A 21556-nucleotide genomic window follows, 5' to 3' on the forward strand; every position below is an offset into this window, starting at 1 on the left:
GAGAGTTACCCGTCGCCTAATTAAATTAGCTTATCACTCTGAAACTGATAAGTGCTATAATTTACCTTTACTTACAACCTGTTTTTCTTAACAATTTTACGGATCTTGAAGCCAAATTAGTACAATTACATTGATTTTATAGAACCATTTTAAAAGCTTAAAATAGAACTGCTTCTTTGTTCATTTAAGACCAGTTTGTCATAATTAAGTTGCTCCAATTATTGGATTATGTAATAGGACAAGCAACCTTAAATTTAGAAGTCTGATAGAGGCACTTCCTTTATGAAGCCTGATAAAATCCAGCGAACATCCCTAACAGAGGCTATAATTGTTCGTCGTGATTATCCAAGAAATATCAAATCGGATGACAAGCATCTCTTCAAAAGTGCAATAGAACAAACCGTTCCTGGAAGTGATCTACTGACAATTGATGATGCTGTAATTCTTGGCAACGGATGGGTCTGGTCAGACGCCAACGTTGTAAGAGAAGCCTTTAACCCACACAGGCAGCCAGATGCCAGAAAAAAAAGGTTAAAGGGAAGACTGCGCTTATTCCTCTCCAACCTTCAAAGACAACAATCCTCAGAAGGTCTTTGGATCTCTGATGTTTGGAGTTACAACTATTATCATTGGCTAACAGATACAATTCCCCGTCTATATCTCGCTCGAGAAAATGGTGTGACCGCACAATTATATCTGTCTAAAATTTGTATAAATCCTAATTTCATCCCAATTTCGTTGGAACTTCTAGGAGAGAATAAGCCTAAATATATAAAACATGATCTCGCTTCCATAAGGTTTGAGAAGTTATTCTTACCAACCTACGCAGGAGATGTCGGTAACAATCATTCACCGACAATAAAGGCGGTTGCCGAAAAGTTCAGACAGCCTTGGGCAAAAACAACACCGCCCAAGCGTCGTGTGTATATCAGCCGTAAAATGGCACCCAACCGTCTTGTCGCGAATGAAGATGAAATTTTACCAATTCTAAATAAATTTAATGTCGAACCTGTCTGTTTCGAAAAGCTTTCTTTCACAGAACAAATAGAGCTCGCAGCTTCTTGCGAACTTATTATCGCCCCCCACGGAGCAGGTTTAACCAACATTATGTTTATGCCAGAAGGTGGAAACGTAATTGAATTCCATCCAAGCAACGTTGAAATTAATCAATGTTATTTCAATCTGTCTCACTCTATGCGTCATTCTTATCAATACTTGATTGCAGATAGTATAGACAATAAAAGCAACATGACACTTAATCCGGCAACAGTGGAACAATGCTTGGCTACAGCATTAGGCCATTCTTGACCGTCAAGTAGGGTGAGCGCCCAAGGTAGAACAAAATGAACAAAAGAATATTGATCACCGGCGGAGCAGGTTTTCTAGGCTCCCACCTTTGCGAACGACTGCTAGAGCGTGGGAACGAAGTGCTTTGTGTTGATAACTACTTTACTGGTACCAGAAGAAATGTAGAGCACCTTATCGGACATCCAAGATTTGAATTAATGCGGCATGATGTCTGTTTCCCTCTCTACGTAGAAGTTGACGAGATCTACAACTTGGCCTGTCCAGCATCCCCTATCCACTATCAACACGATCCTGTGCAAACGACAAAGACATCAGTGCACGGTGCTATAAACATGCTTGGTCTGGCCAAAAGAACCAATGCAAAAATCCTGCAAGCCTCGACGTCTGAAGTTTATGGAGACCCCGAAGTACATCCACAAACAGAAGACTATTGGGGTAATGTAAATCCAATAGGTATTCGTTCTTGTTATGATGAAGGCAAGCGTTGTGCTGAAACACTCTTCTTTGATTACTGGCGTCAACATCAGCTGCGGATAAAAGTTTTACGTATTTTCAATACCTACGGCCCGCGTATGCACCCCAATGATGGACGTGTTGTTTCAAATTTTGTTATGCAGGCATTGCAAAACGACAATATAACGATCTATGGGGATGGAACACAAACCCGGTCATTCTGTTATCGTGATGATCTTATCGAAGCTATGATCTTATTGATGCAAACAGATGACAAAGTTACCGGACCAATAAATGTCGGTAACCCAAACGAATTTACGATCAAAGAGCTTGCCGAACTTGTTATTGAACTGACAGGATCCAAATCGAAAATTATCTACAAAGACTTACCTCAAGATGATCCCACTCAGCGAAAGCCGGATATATCTATAGCGACGAGAGATCTATCCTGGTCTCCCAAAGTACAGCTTAAGGAAGGTTTGCAGAAAACAATCGAGTATTTCGAGACAGTTATAAAAGCCGAAGTTCAAGAAAATAAAATTTAATCTCACCTTTTATAGCTTTACTCCCGAACGTTTGATGCCTTCTCCCATCAAACGTTCGGAAACTATCTCTTAATGAGGACAACTAAAAAAACCAGCTCATCCCTTAAGTCTTTTGTAAGCTGTCTGGCTATAGTCATCCACTTCCACGACGGCATCCGCTAGGTTTTGCGCTTCCAGCAACTGCTGGTATTCGCCCTCATCAACAACACCCTTTTCAACAGCGGCATGATAAAGATCTTCGCGTGCAACACCCCTCAAAATACCAGTTTTACGGGCGGTGCGGATACGGGATTCCAGTGGAATAACAGCCAGCATTTTACGATAGGCTTCTTCCAAAGCGCTCATGGCATCATCCGGGTTATCCGAGACGGAAATATCACGAGACAGTTTCTCGCGCCCACCAAGGTCGCCCATCATACGATTAGCCAGCGCAATGTTTTGCATATCAGTCGGACCATGGGCTTTTCGGCCCAACAGGAACAAACGTAACCGAAGCATCGTTCCGACAAACTTAACCGGATAGTTGTGTGTTATTGTTAGCAATGCTTGTTCAATTTCCTGATAGGCATGGGCACAAAACCAGTCCAGATAAAGCTCGTCTTCTTTCAAACTCCCTTCATCCTCAAAACGTTTCACTGCTGCTGTCGCCAGGTAGAGCCAGGATAAAGCATCCGCAAGACGCCCACTGAGCGTTTCGCGCCGCTTTAGACTACTCCCCAAAAGCAACATGGAAACATCCGCGACCAAAACAAACGCAGACGAATAGCGGGTGATCAACTGTTTGTGGCGGCGCGCTTTTGCCGTCCCTTTGACCTTAAGAAACCGGCCTGCGGTCAAACCATCAATCCCAGCTCTGGCGGCATTACAAACTGTAAAGTTGATATGCCCCCAGAAAGCATCATCAAAATCTTTGAGGCTGTTCTTTGCCACAGCCTCCAGCTCTTTGGGAACAAAGGGGTGTCCGCGAATGGAGCCCTGCCCAAAGATAATCATGGACCGGGTCAGAATGTTCGCGCCCTCGACAGTAATGGCAATGGGTAGTCCATCATAGGCTCTGCTCAGAAGGTTTTTTGGGCCGCGGCAAATGGCTGCACCGCCCAATATATCCATAGCATCCAAAAAAACTGTCCGCATGTTTTCAGTTAAATAGGCCTTTGCAATTCCCGATAACACGGAAGGACGTTCACCAGCATCAACAGCGGCACAAGTCAATTGACGCGCCGCATCCATCCCATAAGTTAAGCCTCCAATTCGCGCGAGACGCTCCGCAACCCCTTCAAATTTTCCGATTGGTAATCCGAATTGCCGACGAACGGCAGAATAGGCCCCGGTCACACGGGTCGCCAACTGTGACGCACCCAAAGACAAGGACGGAAGAGAAACTGATCGACCGGCCGCAAGGGATTCCATCAACATCCGCCAGCCTTGACCAACGCCATATTCTCCACCGATAACGTAGCTTATTGGAATGAAAACATCTTTGCCTTCAATGGGACCATTTGGGAAAGGAATACCCATCGGATCATGACGTCGTCCAATTGACATGCCCTTTGTATCTCTCGGGATCAGGGCACAGGTTATCCCAAGATCCTCTTTATCGCCCAGCAAACCATCGGGATCACTTAGTTTAAAGGCCAATCCAATAACCGTCGCAACGGGGGCCAGCGTGATATAGCGTTTGCGCCAGTTAAGGCGAATACCCAGAACTTTCTCGCCCTTTATTTTTTCTTCACAAATAACACCATGACTTTGGATAGAGGCCGCATCACTCCCCGCCTTTGGTTCTGTTAAAGCAAAACAGGGCATCTCTTCCCCGGTGGCCAAACGAGGGAGGTAGTGATCTTTTTGTTCTTCCGTCCCATAGTGAAGTAAAAGTTCCGCAGGCCCCAAAGAGTTAGGCACCATCACAATAACGGACAAAGGCAGAGATCGAGATGAGAGCTTCAACACCACAGCAGAATGCGCCTGGGCAGAAAAACCGAGCCCCCCGTATTTTTGGGGAATGATCATCCCAAAAAACCTCATGTCTCTTAGTTTTTGCCAAAGCTCTTCGGGGAGATCACGATCCTGAGAAATCTTCCAATCATCTGTTTCCCGACAAATTTCTTCGACTGGCCCATCCAAGAAAGCTTGTTCTTCTTTTGTAAGTCCAGAAACATTAAATTCTTCCAGCTTCGTCCAATCCGGACGACCACTGAATATTTCAGCATCCCACCACACCGTACCTGCATCCAATGCAGTCTGTTCTGTTTCGCTGATCTTTGGCAGGCTGCGTTTGACAATTTTCATCAACCCTGCGGTGAGAAAAGGCCGCCTGATGCCTTGAATGCCAAACAAGCCAGAAAGGACAGCTGTAAAGATGATTGCCCATCCAGTTAATACGGTTGGCATCCCGGCGAGATCACCCCCAGCAATAAGCACAAGAAGAGCCAACACCCATCCCCAAAATCCTTGCCCGCGATATAACAGCGTCGCGAGAACAATGATCGCAAGTAGGAATGTGAAAAGGATAATCATAACGGGAACCTCTTCTTCTTTTGATTTATTAATCTCAAATTTTGGCCAAATTTCTGAACGACAGCTAATTCCTCAGCGGCTTACCGGTATTGAGCATGTGGTGTACGCGCTCAATCGTATCAGGGTGACGGCACAAGGCATGGAACGCTTCACGCTCTAGCTGCAACAGTTCGTCCTCACTGACTTTACCTGTCATATCGGTATCTCCTCCACTCAAAATCGTGGAAAGAGCAGCCGAAACGACGACATCATGTGGCGTGGCCTTCCCTGATTTTCGAAAACCAGCCACAGCGAGATCCAAGGCAACTTTTCCACTTGCGCCCGGAAGGGTTATTTCAGCCGCTGTTGGCGGGTGGTATCCAGAAACCAGTTCAAGCGCACGCTCTTTGGCATCTGCAAGAACACGGTCGCGGTTCATGGTTATTCCATCACCCGCCCGGATGATTTTCATATCCCGGGCTTCTTCTGCTGACTTGGCAACCTGCGCCAGTCCGATCAATTCAAAGACTTTGGACACAGGCGGCATTGGTCCTTTTGGCGTGTCCGTCGCCAGTGCCCAGCGACACATCATTTCCTTACAGCCACCCCATCCGGGAATAATACCCACCCCAACCTCTACCAGCCCCGTATACGTTTCGGCATGTGCCTGTACCGCATCACTGTGTAGAAGCAGTTCACAAGCGCCACCCAACGCAAGTCCAGAGGGCGCAGAGACAACAGGAAACGGGGCAAACTTCAACGCCTTGTAGGTTTCCTGACCACGGCGAACCATATAATCAATAAAGGGGTAGGCCCAAAGTCTGGCAGCGACAGACATTAAGCCTATATTCGCCCCAACAGAAAAATTCGTCCCATCGTTATAAACAACCAGTGCTTTGTATTCGCTGGATTCAATTTTCTCTCTTGCCCGATCCATCATGGATAAGGTCCAAAGATTGAGAGAGTTCATCTTGCTATGAAATTCCAAACACAAAACATCATCATCCAAATCCCATAGGGATGCAGACGGGTTACGTAGTACAGGTTTTGATCTCGCTTTAATATCATCAAGCTTAAGAACCCCGGCATTAGCGTAGCGTTTTAAGTATTGACCTTCATGACCAAAGACTTCCCTAAAACCTTTGGATTTACGATAGAACTTACCCTTACCAACAGATTTCAGCACAGCGGGCACATCTGTGTTTTTTGATTGCAATCGAGTACAAAACCATTCTACGCCAATTTGGTCCAACAGCTCAAAAGGGCCATACTTCCAATTGTACCCCAGTTGCATAGCTTCATCGATGGCTTCAATATCATCAGAAACATCTGGGGCAAGTGATGCTGCATACGCCAAGGTTTTTGACATAACAGACCAAGCATAGCATCCAGCAGGGCTATCATCTTCAAGAACCTTGCGCGGGTTCTTACGACCAGCCTTTTTAACAATTACGATGGTGGGACGTTCCGCTTTTGTGTATTGACCTGTCTTTAAATCAATCGCCTCTTTTATCTTCTCAGCACTATCAGGCTTTAGACGATAAAAGCCCCCCTTGCCTTTACGCCCGGTATAACCATCAGCAATAAGCGTCTTGATCAACTCCGGTTCCTGATAAATCGCGTGGAAAGGATCTTCAGGCGGCAGGCTTTCTGACATTGATGAAAGAACATGGGGCATAAGATCCAAGCCAACCATATCCAAAAGAGCAAAAACGCCTGTTTTAGGGATACCAAAAGGTCGCCCGATCACAGCATCTGCAACTTCTATGGAAACATTCTGCTTCATAGCCTCGACAACGGCACATTGCAGCCAGAAAATACCGATACGGTTAGCAAGAAAGCCCGGGGTGTCCTTACAATGAACCACACCCTTACCCAAGCTGCGATCACAGAACCTCTCGATAAGCTTGCACTGTTCTTCGGATACTTCAGAACCCGAGACGAGTTCCAGTAACCGCATATAACGAGGTGGGTTAAAGAAGTGGGTAATCAGAAAATCGCGCCTGAAACTTTCGGGTAAATCAGCAACAAGTTGCTCGCGACACAGAGTAGAGGTGTTCGACGAGACAACTGCGCCCTCTTTGCGGAATTTATCTATTTTTTTGTAGAGCGTCTGCTTAATTGCTACGTCTTCGATAATCGCCTCAACGACCCAATCGCAGTCAGCTAACAACTTGAGATCATCTTCTGTGTTCGCAGGCGTAATGCGCTTAGCATTCCGCTTGTTCATCAGAGCAGCAGGATTGCTTTTGATCAGTTTACCAATAGCATCTTTTGCTATCTTATTGCGATCGTCGCTATCTTCTGACGGGCGGTCAAACAGCAGAACCGACACTCCTGCATTCGCAATTTGCGCTGCAATACCAGCCCCCATAACGCCAGCGCCAATAACGGCAACTTTATCTATTCCCTTCATTCAACGGCCTCCAGAATAGTCGCTATTCCCTGACCGCCACCAATGCACTGGGTCGCCAAGGCAAACTTACCCTTTTCCCGCTTTAACAACTGGGCCGCTTTCCCTGTAATACGGGCGCCAGTTGCCCCCAAGGGATGCCCAATAGCAATCGCACCGCCATCCAGATTAATTTTACTCTCATCCAGTTTCAAATCTGCCATACACGCCAATGCCTGACTTGCGAAAGCTTCGTTTAGCTCTATGACATCCAGATCAGCAAGAGAAATTCCTGCGCGCGCAATCGCCTTGTTGGTTGCCGCCACAGGACCAATTCCCATTATTTCAGGAGCACATCCTGCAACGGCAATACTGCGAATTTTAGCCAGAACACCCAGCCCCTGAGCTTTTGCAAAATCAGCCGTACATACAATAACAGCCGTTGCGCCATCAGTAAGAGGAGATGAAGACCCCGCGGTTACATTCCCCCCTTCTTTGAAAGCGGGTGAAAGTTCTGACAATCCGTCGATCGTACTGTTTCCTCGAATACAGCCATCCTGATCCACCATATCGCCAGCATTTGTTTTTATAGGAATAATCTCGTCCTTAAAGTTCCCCTTTCCCTGAGCTTCTGATGCCTTCAAGTGACTGTTAAGAGAAAACTGGTCTTGATCCTTACGGCTGATGCTATACTTGTCAGCAACATTCTCAGCTGTTTCCCCCATGGAAACGTAGGCGGGCGGGTATTCCTTTGCGAGAGCCGGATTCAACAGAGGGTTAAAACCCATCATAGGCACCCGTGTCATTGATTCGATACCCGCACAAATATAGGCATCCCCCGCCCCCATGGAGATAGCACCGGCAGCCATGTGAATGGCTTGCATGGATGACCCACAAAAATGATTGACTGTTGCACCACCAACAGATTGAGGTAAATCCGCGAGAAACACCGCCAGACGGGCGACGTTTAATCCTTGTTCACCTTCAGGAAAAGCGCACCCCATAAAGACCGCTTCAATGCTTTTACCTTCAATCCCGGTTTTGTGAACCAATCCTTTAATGACCTGTGCCACGAGATCATCAGGTCGAACCTTGGCCAAAGCCCCTTTATTTGCAAAATGGAACGGGGAACGTGCGTAACCTGCAATGACAATATCGACCATATTTCTACCTCTGTTGTTCTCAGAACCACTGTTCTGTATTCCAATATCTTTTTACTGTTCTCTCTTAATCATTACGTCGAAGATGTTTCTTCACGAAGCTCTTTCTTGGAAAGCTTGCCAATCATCGTTTTAGGCAGTTCAGACCTGAACTCAATTTCTCTTGGCACTTCAATGGGAGATAAATACTCTTCCAGAAACTCTAGTAGTTCATCCGGTTCCAAACTTGCGCCTTCTCTTAACTTGATAAAGGCTTTGGGAATTTCGCCGTGTTCGACCTCGGCGACACCAATGACAGTGACTTCTTCCACGGAAGGATGACGATTGATCGCTTCTTCAATATTCCGGGGATAAACATTGTATCCGTTGCAAATAATCAGATCTTTAAGACGGTCCAGAAGAAAAACATATCCTTCATCATCCATATAACCAACATCACCGGTATGAAGACGGTCTTCCTTGATTGCACGCCCCGTTGCTTCCTCATTATCCCAATAGCCCTCCATGACTTGAGGTCCCGTTACACAAAGTTCTCCCTTTTCACCAATATCTAGCAAGACATGGGGCGCTTTTATGTCCCGGATTTCAAAATTGGTCTCGGGTAGCGGTAGCCCAATAGATCCTTCTTTATTCCGACCGCCAACGGGATTGCAGGCACAGACAGGTGATGCCTCACTCAAACCATACCCTTCGACAAGAACGCAACTTGTTAGGGTTTCAAACTGCTTTTTTGTATCCAAAGGCAAAGAAGCCCCACCTGAAATACAGTACTTAATAGACGAAAGATCATACCGCTCAACGACGGGTGAATTATTTACCGCGCCGTACAAAGTTGGCACACCCATCATTAATGTCGGCTTCAATCGGTCAATTGTCTTAAGCATCTGCCCCAATTGGAAGCGAGGGAGTAGAATTAATTCTGCGCCAAGAGCAATCCCCATATTCAGGACAGTGGTCATGGCAAATACATGGAACATGGGCAAAACGCCAAGGATACGTTCTTCGCCGGGAACAGCATCGGAAAACCAAGCAACAACCTGGGTTGTATTGGCAATAACATTGCCATGGCTCAGAACCGCGCCCTTAGGCTTCCCCGTAGTTCCCCCTGTGTATTGCAACACAGCGGTATCCTTGCGGGAAACATCTACCGGATAAGCCGCCTCTGCACTTTCGGCCAGATCAGTAAACTCTATAAACTCAGAGCCCGAAGGATGCGATATTTTATGAAACTGCAGCACAGAAAATAGCGCCCCCTTGATTGTCGGCATCGCTTGGGCAAGCCGACAAATAATAACTTTTTCCAGTGGTGTTTGAGAGAACTGTTTTTCAACCTTTTCGCAAAGCTCTTTAACATCCAGTGTTATCAAAAGCTTTGCACCACAGTCATTTAGCTGATGTTCCAGTTCCTCTGGCGCATACAAAGGATTTGAATTAACGACAATCGCACCAATTTTTAAAAGCGCATAATAACACACAACAAAATAAGGACAGTTTGGCAGGAACAAGACCACGCAGTCCCCCTTGCCGACACCCTGCCTTTGCAATCCAGCTGCGACCAACTGCACCTGATCAAAAATATCCGTGTAGCTATAGCTCCGGCCAAGGAACTCAACACAAGGACGTTCAGGGAAACGAGCAACAACCTGCACCAAATTCTGATAAAGAGACTGGTTATCAGATTGAACCGCATCATCTCGCATCAAAGAGGCTTCGGGGTAAGTTCCTGTATGAGATGCTTTTTTAGGCGTTTCATTCATGATCCAATCCCCCCCCTTCTTCATACAGGCGTTCTTCTGATTGTTCCTTTTGTATCACCTCTTGCTGATTCGCTGCTTTCTGATCAATCGTTTCCAAGAAACCAAGAATACCTTGGCGGCAATTACCAATATTCTCGTATAGAATTCCATGCTTCTCTGATTCGACCATAATTAACTCTTTATCCTGGGTCCCGATCAAATCAAAAACTTCATTAATTCCTTTGGCATCGACAATTGGATCTTCAATCCCCTGGAAAAGTTTTACAGGACAGGAAACTTTTGGAAGGTTATCCCGAAGCTGTTCGTGCAGCTGGTGAAGTTCATAGGTCGTTCGTACAGGCACACTGCGATAATTAACTTCTGGATTTTCGCTAGGATGCTCTTTGAAAACACCTTTTTCTTCTATCGTCGGAACCCAACTTGACAGTTTTTCATAGCCATGTGCCAAATGTGCAAACAACAGATTACTGGTCTTGAATTGCCAGGGAACAGAAACAGCAGAAACCGATGATATCCCGTCAGGGTTATGAGCTGCTTCAAGTAAGGAAAGCGTGCCGCCAGTCGCAAAGCCAACCAAACTGATATCATCAACAAAAGCGGATAAGATCTGACGGCCCCGCCCAATTGAATCCATCCAATCCTGCCAATGGCGATCCCTCAAATCCCAAGGGGACGTGCCATGCCCCTTCAGACGCACCCCCATGACGGCATATCCTTGTTCGGAAATCTCCCGACCGAATTCATAAAGCTCTGCCGGTGATGCGAGAAGACCATGAACGAGAAGCACACCTGTTTTCCGGCAATTTTCCGGGACAATTAGATAGGGCTCAGCCGGGGCACAGGCAGTTTCCTTGAGATTGATCTCGATATGATGTGGTTTCGTATAAGTCTTGCGATCGCAATCAAGAGATAAATTTTCGTCATCAAGAAGATGAAATGCCAATGTGGATTGTTCAACATCACCTATCGTTTCGTAAGCTTCTTCAACACTGAGAACAGCTTCTTTTATCGGCATCACTTCATTGGCATATACACGGATTAAATTCTCCAACCGAACCGTGTTATAGCCTGTTATCTCAAGAACTGTCTCATCAAACAGATAGTAATCACCATCTTCTTTTATATGTTCAACACAGCCTTCCGCAGACATGTATTTCACCAATGTTTCGCAGGTATCCCCCTTATTCAGGTTCCAATAATTTTCAGGTTTTGTCAGGCTCCGGTGCAGATGAACATCAGCTTTTCGCTGACAAAACTTAATGGCGAGATAAAGCGCCCGATGAAAATTTTGCTTTGAAATTCGAGCTTCTTTTTTCAAAACAAGATATCGGATCAAAGACGAAGCCAAGTGATAGAGATTGACAGTGACTCCGGTATAGATAGCATCCATGTAATAGTCGCGCAGACGATTGGTGCCACGGGAACTGCATAACTTAAATATCTTTTCGTTTAGGGTATCCGGTGCATGGGAAAGTTTGAAAAAATCATCAAGGGAATTAATCTGGTTAAATACTCTTGAAAGCAGGCGTTTTTCCCACCATTTCCAAACATGCCGCACGTCCAGCGGCTTGCTAACACGAATATCCATGTCGCAATCCTTGAGGATCATATTCGCTTCGATCAGAATCTCTTCAACAAGCCTCGGGTTAGTCCCCTTGCTGAAAAACTCTGCACTTCGGCTTAAAATATTATCACTCGCCCTGATAGGATAAAAAGTAATGTTTGCCGGGATGATTTCGGTCGGTTTGCTTGCGACAGCCAAAAGTTCTTCTGTTGTATCCATTTCCAGCGCTTTTGCCCATCTTTCCAGGCGCGCATATTCCTTGGCTTCAAACACAGACAAGACACGCTGTTTAAATAGTTCGACAGTCAGGGCAAGAACGGCAGCCCCGGTATGGTGCTTGCGCCTGATCTTTGCCGTTGGTGAAAAGATACTATACTCACCAGAAGGACCAACAACGTGCCTGTCTTTGACCATACCTCCCTCGGGAAAGATGATGACCTTTCGCCCACGCAGGATTTCAGCAGCAAGAAATGGGAGTAATCCCGGATGATTATGGGGCACAGCCCCAACACCATATAAAAAATTGGCAAAGGATTCGTTACCGTCGAACAGCTCACCCGCGGCAACACAACGACAGTACTGTCCCGTTTCTTCATGAATTAAATATTGGGGAATAATGGTTTCAAATCGGGCGAAGTGATTAAAAAGATAAATATCGCCCTCTGCGAATTTATCATAATCATCATGCAGACAGATATTGATGCCAAGGCGCTTTTTCACCAAAGAAAAAGCCTTCACGCACCAGTCATATGTTGGTTTAAAGTCGAGGTCCAGTTCTGTATCCATCTCCCCACCTAAGCCGTTATTCTCAATACTCCTGTAGTATTTGAATGCGACCTAATAACTATTATCTGTGTACGATCATCCTTACCTGAAAATCACAATCCAGCGATCAAACATCATCTTAGCTCAATCTCTCAAATACCAAGTAAACCACAATACGGGCTAAGGTAGTATTAATATTAGCTACTTTCGCGCAAAATAAGGCACAAAAAAGGGGCTGGTAAAATTACCCCCCCTTTTCCCGAATAACAAACTATGTTTGTTTTATATAAAACCGCGCTCTTTGAGCTGGGCAATAACGTCATCAGCCAAAACTTCTGGTTCCGCACTTCCGCCAGCCAAAACGATTTCGGCATTCACTGGCGCTTCATAAGCGGAATCAATGCCAGTAAAGTTTTTGATATCTCCAGCACGGGCTTTCTTATATAGCCCTTTCGGATCCCGTTCTTCACAAACTTCCAACGGCGTATCCACAAATACTTCGAGGAACTCGCTTTCGTCCATCAGCTCTCGCGCCATACGGCGTTCGCTTCTAAAAGGAGAAATGAACGATACAAGAACAATCAACCCAGCATCGACAAACAGACTCGCGGTTTCAGAGACACGGCGAATATTCTCAACCCGGTCAGCATCTGTAAATCCGAGATCCTTATTCAAGCCATGCCGCACATTATCCCCATCCAGGGTGTATGTGTGTCGGCCTTCGGCAAAAAGCTTCTTTTCAACCAAGTTGGCAACCGTTGATTTACCCGCGCCAGACAATCCGGTAAACCAGAGAACACAGGGCTTTTGCCCTTTTTGCTCCGCTCGATTTCCTTTGTTAACGTCCAGCTCCTGCCAAACAATATTACTTGCGCGGCGCAATCCGAAATCAATCATCCCCGCACCAACTGTTGCGTTTGTATAGCGATCAATCAGGATAAAAGAGCCTGTTTCACGGTTATCTTTATAGGCATCAAATGGAATAGCTCGATCAAGCGCCAGATTACAGACCCCAACCTCATTCAATTCCAGCGTTTTACCTGCTTGTTCTTCCAGGGTATTCACATTGACCTTGTGATGCAGGTCAGAAATGACCACGGGCACAGTCGTTGCAGCCGTTTTCAAAAGATACGGGCGCCCCGGCAACAAGGCATCTTCCTGCATCCACAAAATATGCGCCTTTAGCTGATCACTAAGCTCTGGCACTTCATCTATTTTGGATAGAATGTCGCCACGGCTAATGTCGATTTCGTCCTGCAGCGTAATTGTGACGGCTTGCCCGGCAATGGCTTCATCCAAATCACCATCAAAGGTAACAATACGGTCAACTTTGGATGTTTTGCCCGACGGAGAAACGGCAATGTCGTCCCCCGGCTTGATACGTCCGGATGCAATCGTTCCGCTGAAGCCACGGAAATCAAGGTTCGGACGGTTCACCCATTGAACGGGCATCCGGAAAGCTGTCTCGGTTATATCCGTGGTGACATCAACGGTTTCAAGGTGATCAAGCAAAGTCGGACCTTTGTACCAAGCCATCTCGGCACTCCGCTCGATAACGTTCTCCCCCTTAAGGGCAGATATCGGCGTCGTAATAATGTTCGGTATATCCAACTTTTCCGCAAAGGCCAGATACTCTTCGACAACCTCGTTGTATCGGTCTTGGGAATAGTCAACCAGATCCATCTTATTGACCACCAGTACAACGTTCTTAATACCAAGCTGAGATACAATATAGCTATGGCGTCTGGTTTGGGTCAGAACCCCTTTGCGCGCATCTACAAGGATAAGCGCGAGTTCTGCGCCTGATGCGCCTGTTGCCATGTTCCGGGTATACTGTTCGTGGCCCGGTGTATCCGCGACAATAAACTTGCGCTTGTCGGTAGAGAAAAAGCGATAAGCAACATCAATGGTAATACCTTGCTCGCGCTCGGCTTGAAGGCCATCAACCAACAAAGCCAGATCTATATCTTCGCCTGTTGTACCAACTTTTTTACTATCACTTTCCAGTGCTGTTAACTGGTCTTCGAAAATGAGCTTAGAATCATAAAGCAAGCGACCAATAAGCGTTGACTTACCATCATCGACAGAGCCACAGGTAATAAACCTCAACAGGCTTTTTTCTTCCTGTGCTTTAAGATAGGCCAGAATATCTTCGGAAATAAGGGTATCTTTGTGGGCCATTAGAAGTAGCCCTCCTGCTTTTTCTTTTCCATTGAGCCAGCCTGGTCGTGATCAATCACACGTCCCTGGCGTTCTGAAGTTGTTGTTAGCAACATTTCCTGAATGATGTCCGGTAAAGTCGCGGCTTCGGATTCAACAGCGCCTGTAAGCGGATAACACCCAAGTGTTCTAAAACGGACCGATTTCATTTCGGGTGTTTCACCCGGCTTCAGTGGCATACGATCATCGTCAACCATTATCAATGCACCATCGCGCTCAACAACAGGACGTTCCGCAGAATAGTACAATGGTACAATCGGAATATTCTCACGATAGATATATTGCCAGATATCCAGCTCGGTCCAGTTGGAAATAGGGAAAGCACGAATGCTCTCTCCCGGCTTTACACGGGCGTTGTACACATTCCATAGCTCTGGACGCTGATTTTTCGGATCCCATCGATGATTTTCTGATCGGAAAGAAAAGACACGCTCTTTTGCACGGGACTTTTCTTCATCCCGGCGCGCGCCCCCAAAAGCTGCATCAAACTTGTACTTATCCAACGCCTGTTTCAATGCTTCGGTTTTCATCACATCCGTATAAAGTGCGGAACCATGATCAAAGGGGTTCATTCCCTTCTCACGGCCTTCTTCATTGGTATGAACGATAAGGTCAAACCCATATTCCGCAGCTATTTTGTCTCGGAAAGCGATCATTTCCCTGAACTTCCATGTTGTATCAACATGCATCAAAGGAAAAGGCGGTTTAGAAGGATAAAAAGCCTTACGTGCCAAATGCAACATAACGGCAGAATCCTTACCAATGGAATAGAGCATCACAGGGTTACGAAACTCTGCCGCCACCTCACGAATGATATGGATACTCTCAGCTTCCAGCTGTTTTAAGTGTGTCAGATACGGGTCGCTCACCGTTTTCTCCGTAATACTGCTATATCAAGCAGGTAAAATACAAAAAATCCAGCCCCAAAGCAGCCATAAACTCAACAGATGTCAAGTCTTTAGTCAAAAGCGGGGCGTTAAATTGAACATAAATTTTCAGTAAATACTAAAAATCAATACCAATCTGATATGTCAAATAGTAACTACACTCTATTTAACAACATTAAAAGATATTTTTTTATTATTAACACAAATTCACTGTTTTTTATTAATGTCAACACAATCATTGAATTTCAATAGCTTACACTAAATACACAAAAATAGTTATCATTTCCGTAAAAATAAAAATTTATATTGAACACTTATTTTGTGTATTTAACAATCTCAATTAGTCATCATTGGCTTGAGAGTTTCTTCCACGCAAGGTACTCAGAGTATATAATTCTATTTCCTTCCATTGACGAAACACCTTAACGAAACAGAAGACATGAATACTCCCTTTTATGATCCTGACTTTCCCTACGCGACGATGCCTTATATACAAGAAGATGGCATCTGGTGCGAAAAAAGAACGATCAAAGACCAAGCATTTCAAGTAAACGGACCTGCTCTTTTTCTTGATCGTGATGGCGTCATTGTAAAAGAAGTGAACTATCTTCAGCACCCGGATGATGTTGAACTCATCCCCGGGGCTGCTGAGACAATTAAAGCAGCTAATCAGCAAAACATTCCTGTGATTATCGTTACCAACCAAGCCGGAATTGCATATGGCTACTTTGGCTGGTCCGATTTTCAATCCGTGCAAAACAGGATGCATCAAAAACTTGAAGCCAAAGGCGCCTTTATAGACGCAGTCTTCGCCTGCCCCTTTCACCAAAAGGGTGCAACACCCTGGGGCGGACATCTCGAACACGAAGCAAGAAAGCCCAACAAAGGGATGCTTAAACGAGCTAGTAACATACTTTTAATCGACCTGAAAAAGTCATGGATCGTGGGCGATAGAGCGACAGATCTTGAAGCTGGAAAAAAAGCAGGATTAGCTGGCGGCTTGCATGTATTAACCGGACACGGCTCTAGAGAAGGAGAAATCTCATTGGCAAGAGAACTAGCGAATTCAGAATATCTAATCCAAGAATCTGCCTCAATTAAAGACGCTCAAAAACTGCCCCTGTTTATGCTTTAGAATTTTTTTACTGACCCAAGCAAACGAAGAAATGTGTCCAACCACAGATTAAGAACATTCTTGATATGATAAACATTTTTCAAAAGCCGAAGCGATGAACCATCACAGAAGTTCGATTATTTCTCGTCGCGTAATCGAACTTCTGTCACGCCACAAATATAGTGCCCCACGGCAATATGCATTTCTTGAATATGATTTGTTGTATCCGATGGCACTTTAATACAAAGATCACAAAGCTCGGCAAGTTTGCCACCACCTTGGCCCGTAAAGCCCATCACCGTAATACCCATCTTCTTTGCAACATCAACCGCAGCCACAATATTACCGCTGTTACCGCTTGTCGTGATACCAACAAAGACGTCACCCTCTTTGCCCAATCCACTTAGTTGACGCGCAAAGACTTGTTCGTATCCATAGTCATTTGCAATCGCCGTCAAGGCAGAGGTATCAACCGTTAGCGCAATAGAGGGAAGGGAATCACGTTCAATGATGTAACGCCCAACCAACTCAGCGGCTAAATGCTGAGAATCAGACGCAGAGCCCCCGTTTCCACAGAAAATGATTTTATTTCCACGCTTAAGCGCCTGTACCCAAATATCAGCAGCTTCATCCATAACATCCCCCAAAGCACTGAGAGCTTCAAAGTTTTTCACAACCGTCTGGCAATAATTTTTAAACGTCACTAGCGAACCTTTTGTGGAAATTCAGGATGTCATTTAACTGGGATAAAATAATATTTTGTCAAAAATATGTGTCTCAAGACAACATGGCAACAACTGATTTAAAACCGGGATGACGAAGATCCCAATTCGTCCAGCAGCAAACCAAAGGCAAGCGAAATCAAGGCAGCCTGTCTTGTAAAATCTGTGTCATCTTAGAGCCCCCCTCTCTGATATGCTTTGCCAGCAGATCAACCGCTTTTTCACTAAGGACAGCCCTAACAGCGGACAGAATCTCAGCATGTTCTTGTTGTGATTTTAGCTTATAAGGAATGGTTTCGAATACTAATCGTTGATAACGTTCATTGTGCAGCCACAGTGCCTCGAGTGACTTCATTAACCTTGGCTGGTTCTCTACTGCATAGATTGAACGGTGGAAAGCCCAGTTCGCTGACATAAGCTGATCCAGATCATTGGAATCATTTCCCTTCGCGATCGCCAATTCAGCACTGCCACAATCAATAGCCCCAAAAACCGTCATTGCTTTTCTTAGCGCCAGACACTCCAATTCAAGTCGCATGTCTGTGATTTCTTGGGCATCTTCTTGCGTTAAAGGCGTAACCATTGCACCGCGACGTGGTTGAAAAAGGACCAAACCTTCTGCCCCAAGCTTTTGCAAAGCCTCACGTACAGGAACATGGCTGGCACCAAAGCGAGTAGCAATGTGATCTTGACGCAAACGATCACCACCCGAAATTTCACCCCGAAGAATGTCATTTCTCAGCTGCTGTGCGATTGCATCACTCATCCCCAAACTAGCGACAGGCAAGGTAAACCTCTTGATTATAATTTATGCTTCTTATACAGAGCGCCTCAAATCATTACGATTGAGGTCGAATAGCATTCAAGCAAAGCCCAAGTTCTCTCAACCGATCCAGATAGTTGGTTATGCGTGTTACCGTCTTAGAATCATTTAGTTTCATCTCGTCATCGAATTTACTTTTATACAACGGCAAAACAAAATCCGGTGCCGCCAAAGGATAGGCCCCAAGCCCAGAAAGGCTTTGCTTTAATTGCTGCTGAACCTTAGACGTTCCCAAAGCGCCGGGACTGGTTCCCATGATGCCGACCGCAAGGTTTTTGAAAACTGACGGCGTACCCCGTGATGCCCAATCTATCGCATTTTTCAAAGCCGCGGGTAAGCCGCTGTTATATTCAGGTGTAACCACAAGAAGACCGTCAGCTTTGCGAATAACTTCTTTAAAAGCCAAGGCAGAATCTGGTGTTTCAATATCTTCAATATCTTGGTTAAAAAGTGGCATGTCAGACAATTGATCAAAAACTTCGATGGTGACGCCTTCTGGTGCCGCAGCAATTGCTTCCATCATCAAAGCCCGATTATAAGAAGCTTTTCGCAAGCTCCCGACCACAGCGACAATATGAAAAGACTTATTCGGACCTTCTGACAAACCCATCTTACTTTTTCTCCTGAACCAAGAATGTTAGCACCTAAACATGCCATAACATAAGCTTGGCCCCGACCCCAGTAAGTTTATAAGCTCACCTGATCTTTTCAGGATAATTGCCGAAATTTTCTTGGCGTCAACCCGGTTGCCTTACGAAAGCGTGTAGCCATATGGCTCTGACTGCTGAACCCGCACTGAAAGGCAATTGAACTCAGCGTTTTTTGACTATCCCCTAATAAGTCCTTGGCCCTTTGCACCCGTCGGGTCAAAACATATTGGTGTGGGCTGGTCCCCATTGTTCGTTGAAACATCCGGGTGAAATGAAACGGGCTCAACTCGGCAACAGTAGACAGATCTTCAAGAACCAAACCTTGATCCAAAAACGCCTCTATATAATCCTTAACCCTTTTTGCGACATAAGGGGGTAATCCCCCCCTGATAAATTCTGGTTCAGCCGTTTTGTTTGTATAACAGCGGAACAAATGTTGAATTAACAGTTGCCCCGCATGTGATAAGCTCATTTTATCCGCAGGATTTTGCCAATCCAAAGGTACAATTATTTGACGGAACAGTTGTTCAATCACGGGATCACTTCGAAAGGCAACATCTTCAAGAGAAACCAGACTTGGATCAATATCATAACTTTCCAAGGCAATCCGATCGAATTCAGCCTGATCAAAATAAAGGTGCATAAATTTAAACGGCGCCTCGATACTCCATTCAGAACGTACACCAGCCGGCATGATGCAAACCGCCCCCGGGTGCCCCTTACCAAGCGACTTGTCACCGTTATGGCGGCGTGTTCCTTTCCCGCCCTGCAGGTAATAGCTCAGAGTATGATGGCTTGCTCTCTCGTATACCGCATAGCCGCCATCATTCTGCCACGCAGACAAAGAGAGTCCTGATCCAATCTCTAGGGCTTGACTGGATTGTGCGCCCACTTTTCTAAGGGCTTTATAGATGTAGAGTTCTTCTGGCCGCATGCTTTTCGCCGATATCAATTTCCCCCAACTTAATCCCGTTACTCTCTTTTGAGAAGGCATCAGTTTACACTTAACAGCAAGAATATGAAAAAAATGCCGAAAACTGATATGAAAACTGATATACAGTCCGGGCGCTCATCTTTATGACATCATCATCTTTTGAACAGCGTTTTGTCTGGATGCCTTGTGAATATACTGCTTTACCTTGGAACTGTCTTGATTTGGGGAACCACCTGGCTGGCAATCGCTTTTCAGGTTGGAACAGTGCAGGTCGAAGTGTCCGCCTTTTACCGCTTTGCCTTGGCGGCACTCGCACAAATCGTTTTTATGCTTGCTTTAAGAAAGCTTACATGGGTTCCAATCAAACAGCATAAGTGGTTTGTACTACAGGGTTGGTGTCTCTTCTGTTTGAATTTCATCTTCTTCTACAATGCAGCTAAATATCTACCCAGTGGGTTGATCGCGGTTGTCTTTTCCTTGGCAAGCATATTCAACATGATAAATGCCTTTATATTCCAGCAAAAGCCGCCGTCTGTAAGATCACTTATTGGATCTTGTCTTGGTGTTTTTGGGGTTTGCGCCCTCTTCTGGGAAGACATTCAACTCGGTAACGGAACCAATTTTGGCCTCGTAGGCTTACTGTTATCCATAGCGGGAACCTATTGCTTTTCCCTCGGCAACCTGGTCTCACAACATCAGCAAAAGGCAGGGCGAAATGTCCTTGTCTCGAACTCCTATGCGCTGGTTTATGGCAGTATAACGCTTGGGCTTTGGTGCCTGTTTCAAGGTTACTCGTTTGATATAGAGAACTCCTATAAATACTTGGGTGCTCTTTTTTATCTCGCCATTCCCGGCACTGTGATTGGCTTTGCCATGTACCTCAAACTTATTGGACAGATCGGCGTAGAAAAAGCCGCCTATTCCACAGTCCTTTTTCCAATCGTTGCCCTGTCACTTTCTACCATTTTTGAAAGGTATATCTGGACAGAAACAGCTGTTTTAGGCGTTGTTCTTGCTTTGGGCGGAAACCTGATTGTTTTCTCCAAATGGTCCCCCAGACATAAGATCAAGCGCCCGACCTGATCATATTCCCAGATTAGGGTCTCAGCTTCAGGACCTTAGATAAATGCCTTTGGTTCGGGGACAGGATCAAGCTCTATTCATCAAGCCCAACTATACTCCACGCAGCTTCGGTCAAATCTTGGGTAAAGCTTTTATAATCCTGTGTCAGGCGGCCATAGACGTGGAAAACGGCGGGCTGAACAACCACGCCCAGGACCATTGCTGCCATAAGATCAGGATCACCATGCTTTATCGTTCCATCATCCTGTCCCTGCACGATTAAATCACGCAAAACAACAACTGGTGTAACCATGTCATCGGGAACTTCTTTGAGCTGTCCATGTTGCGTCAGAAGCAAAAAGGTAAAAAGCGCCTTGTCTTCTGCAAATAGCTGGCAAAAATTGACGATCATATCCGCAATTTTTTGCTTGGAATCTTTACCGGCAGAAGCAATTTCGTGTAAATAGTTCCCTTGTTCTTCGTAGAGAGACAGAAACAGTTTTTTCACCAATTCATCTTTGCTTTTGTAATGGCGGTATATTGTACCTTCGGCAATTCCCGCGCCTGCGGCAATATCTTTGGTCGTGGTTTCCGTCACGCCCTTTTCAGCAAAGAGCTCCATAGCAACCCGATTTATTTTATTTTTCGTCGCCGTGCCATCACGCATAATTTTATAAGCTCAACCTCAAAAGTGATTAAGCACT

At 45.4% G+C, this 21556-nt stretch carries 16 protein-coding genes; 4 read left to right on the forward strand and 12 right to left on the reverse strand.

The window, feature by feature from the left end; all coding sequences use genetic code 11:
* Positions 1 to 282 precede the first annotated feature (282 nt).
* Positions 283 to 1308, forward strand: coding sequence for a glycosyltransferase family 61 protein (locus tag ACN0QW_RS14470; protein WP_417432310.1), 1026 nt, complete (start codon positions 283 to 285; stop codon positions 1306 to 1308).
* Positions 1309 to 1343: 35 nt separating this feature from the next.
* On the forward strand, positions 1344 to 2306 hold the full coding sequence (locus ACN0QW_RS14475) for a UDP-glucuronic acid decarboxylase family protein (RefSeq protein ID WP_417432311.1): 963 nt from the start codon (positions 1344 to 1346) through the stop codon (positions 2304 to 2306).
* Between the two features lie 96 nt (positions 2307 to 2402).
* Here the strand turns inward: ACN0QW_RS14475 and ACN0QW_RS14480 are convergent, their stop codons facing one another.
* From ACN0QW_RS14480 to cysD, 7 genes are all read right to left on the reverse strand, one after another.
* A complete protein-coding gene (locus ACN0QW_RS14480) occupies positions 2403 to 4823 on the reverse strand; it encodes an acyl-CoA dehydrogenase (RefSeq protein ID WP_417432312.1) in 2421 nt (806 codons plus the stop codon).
* 64 nt (positions 4824 to 4887) lie between these two features.
* Entirely contained in the window at positions 4888 to 7218 is a 2331-nt protein-coding gene (locus tag ACN0QW_RS14485) for a 3-hydroxyacyl-CoA dehydrogenase NAD-binding domain-containing protein (RefSeq protein WP_417432313.1), read from the reverse strand.
* A complete protein-coding gene (locus tag ACN0QW_RS14490; RefSeq protein ID WP_417432314.1) occupies positions 7215 to 8357 on the reverse strand; it encodes a thiolase family protein in 1143 nt (380 codons plus the stop codon). The genes ACN0QW_RS14485 and ACN0QW_RS14490 overlap by 4 nt, the downstream gene beginning before the upstream one ends.
* Positions 8358 to 8428: 71 nt before the next feature.
* Positions 8429 to 10111 (reverse strand): long-chain-fatty-acid--CoA ligase, encoded by a 1683-nt coding sequence (locus ACN0QW_RS14495; protein WP_417432315.1) that lies wholly within the window; start codon positions 10109 to 10111, stop codon positions 8429 to 8431.
* Positions 10104 to 12461: a serine aminopeptidase domain-containing protein gene (locus tag ACN0QW_RS14500; protein WP_417432316.1), complete on the reverse strand. Its 2358-nt coding sequence runs from the start codon at positions 12459 to 12461 to the stop codon at positions 10104 to 10106. Before ACN0QW_RS14500 ends, ACN0QW_RS14495 begins: the two co-directional genes overlap by 8 nt.
* Positions 12462 to 12722: 261 nt before the next feature.
* Complete coding sequence (gene cysN / locus ACN0QW_RS14505) at positions 12723 to 14621, reverse strand: sulfate adenylyltransferase subunit CysN (protein ID WP_417432317.1); 1899 nt, start codon at positions 14619 to 14621, stop codon at positions 12723 to 12725.
* A complete protein-coding gene (cysD, locus tag ACN0QW_RS14510; protein WP_299376838.1) occupies positions 14621 to 15529 on the reverse strand; it encodes a sulfate adenylyltransferase subunit CysD in 909 nt (302 codons plus the stop codon). The genes cysN and cysD overlap by 1 nt, the downstream gene beginning before the upstream one ends.
* A 457-nt stretch (positions 15530 to 15986) precedes the next feature.
* Between cysD and ACN0QW_RS14515 the strand changes: the two genes are divergently transcribed.
* On the forward strand, positions 15987 to 16682 hold the full coding sequence (locus ACN0QW_RS14515) for a D-glycero-alpha-D-manno-heptose-1,7-bisphosphate 7-phosphatase (RefSeq protein ID WP_417432318.1): 696 nt from the start codon (positions 15987 to 15989) through the stop codon (positions 16680 to 16682).
* A 116-nt stretch (positions 16683 to 16798) separates the two neighbouring features.
* Here the strand turns inward: ACN0QW_RS14515 and ACN0QW_RS14520 are convergent, their stop codons facing one another.
* The 4 genes from ACN0QW_RS14520 to ACN0QW_RS14535 form a co-directional block, all read right to left on the reverse strand.
* The gene (locus ACN0QW_RS14520) at positions 16799 to 17365 is read right to left on the reverse strand and encodes a D-sedoheptulose-7-phosphate isomerase (RefSeq protein WP_417432319.1); all 567 of its coding nucleotides are present in this window, start codon (positions 17363 to 17365) and stop codon (positions 16799 to 16801) included.
* Between the two features lie 157 nt (positions 17366 to 17522).
* On the reverse strand, positions 17523 to 18170 hold the full coding sequence (locus tag ACN0QW_RS14525) for a GntR family transcriptional regulator (RefSeq protein ID WP_417432320.1): 648 nt from the start codon (positions 18168 to 18170) through the stop codon (positions 17523 to 17525).
* Positions 18171 to 18222: 52 nt separating this feature from the next.
* The gene (locus tag ACN0QW_RS14530) at positions 18223 to 18816 is read right to left on the reverse strand and encodes an NADPH-dependent FMN reductase (protein WP_299371393.1); all 594 of its coding nucleotides are present in this window, start codon (positions 18814 to 18816) and stop codon (positions 18223 to 18225) included.
* A gap of 98 nt (positions 18817 to 18914) precedes the next feature.
* Positions 18915 to 19790 (reverse strand): helix-turn-helix domain-containing protein, encoded by an 876-nt coding sequence (locus ACN0QW_RS14535; protein ID WP_417432321.1) that lies wholly within the window; start codon positions 19788 to 19790, stop codon positions 18915 to 18917.
* Between the two features lie 186 nt (positions 19791 to 19976).
* Between ACN0QW_RS14535 and ACN0QW_RS14540 the strand changes: the two genes are divergently transcribed.
* Positions 19977 to 20873, forward strand: coding sequence for a DMT family transporter (locus ACN0QW_RS14540; protein ID WP_417432322.1), 897 nt, complete (start codon positions 19977 to 19979; stop codon positions 20871 to 20873).
* 73 nt (positions 20874 to 20946) lie between these two features.
* Here ACN0QW_RS14540 and ACN0QW_RS14545 read toward each other — a convergent pair whose 3' ends face one another.
* A complete protein-coding gene (locus tag ACN0QW_RS14545; protein ID WP_417432323.1) occupies positions 20947 to 21519 on the reverse strand; it encodes a TetR/AcrR family transcriptional regulator in 573 nt (190 codons plus the stop codon).
* Positions 21520 to 21556: the final 37 nt, after the last annotated feature.

This window comes from Kiloniella sp. (assembly GCF_048259265.1).
Classification (GTDB): Bacteria; Pseudomonadota; Alphaproteobacteria; order Kiloniellales; family Kiloniellaceae; genus Kiloniella.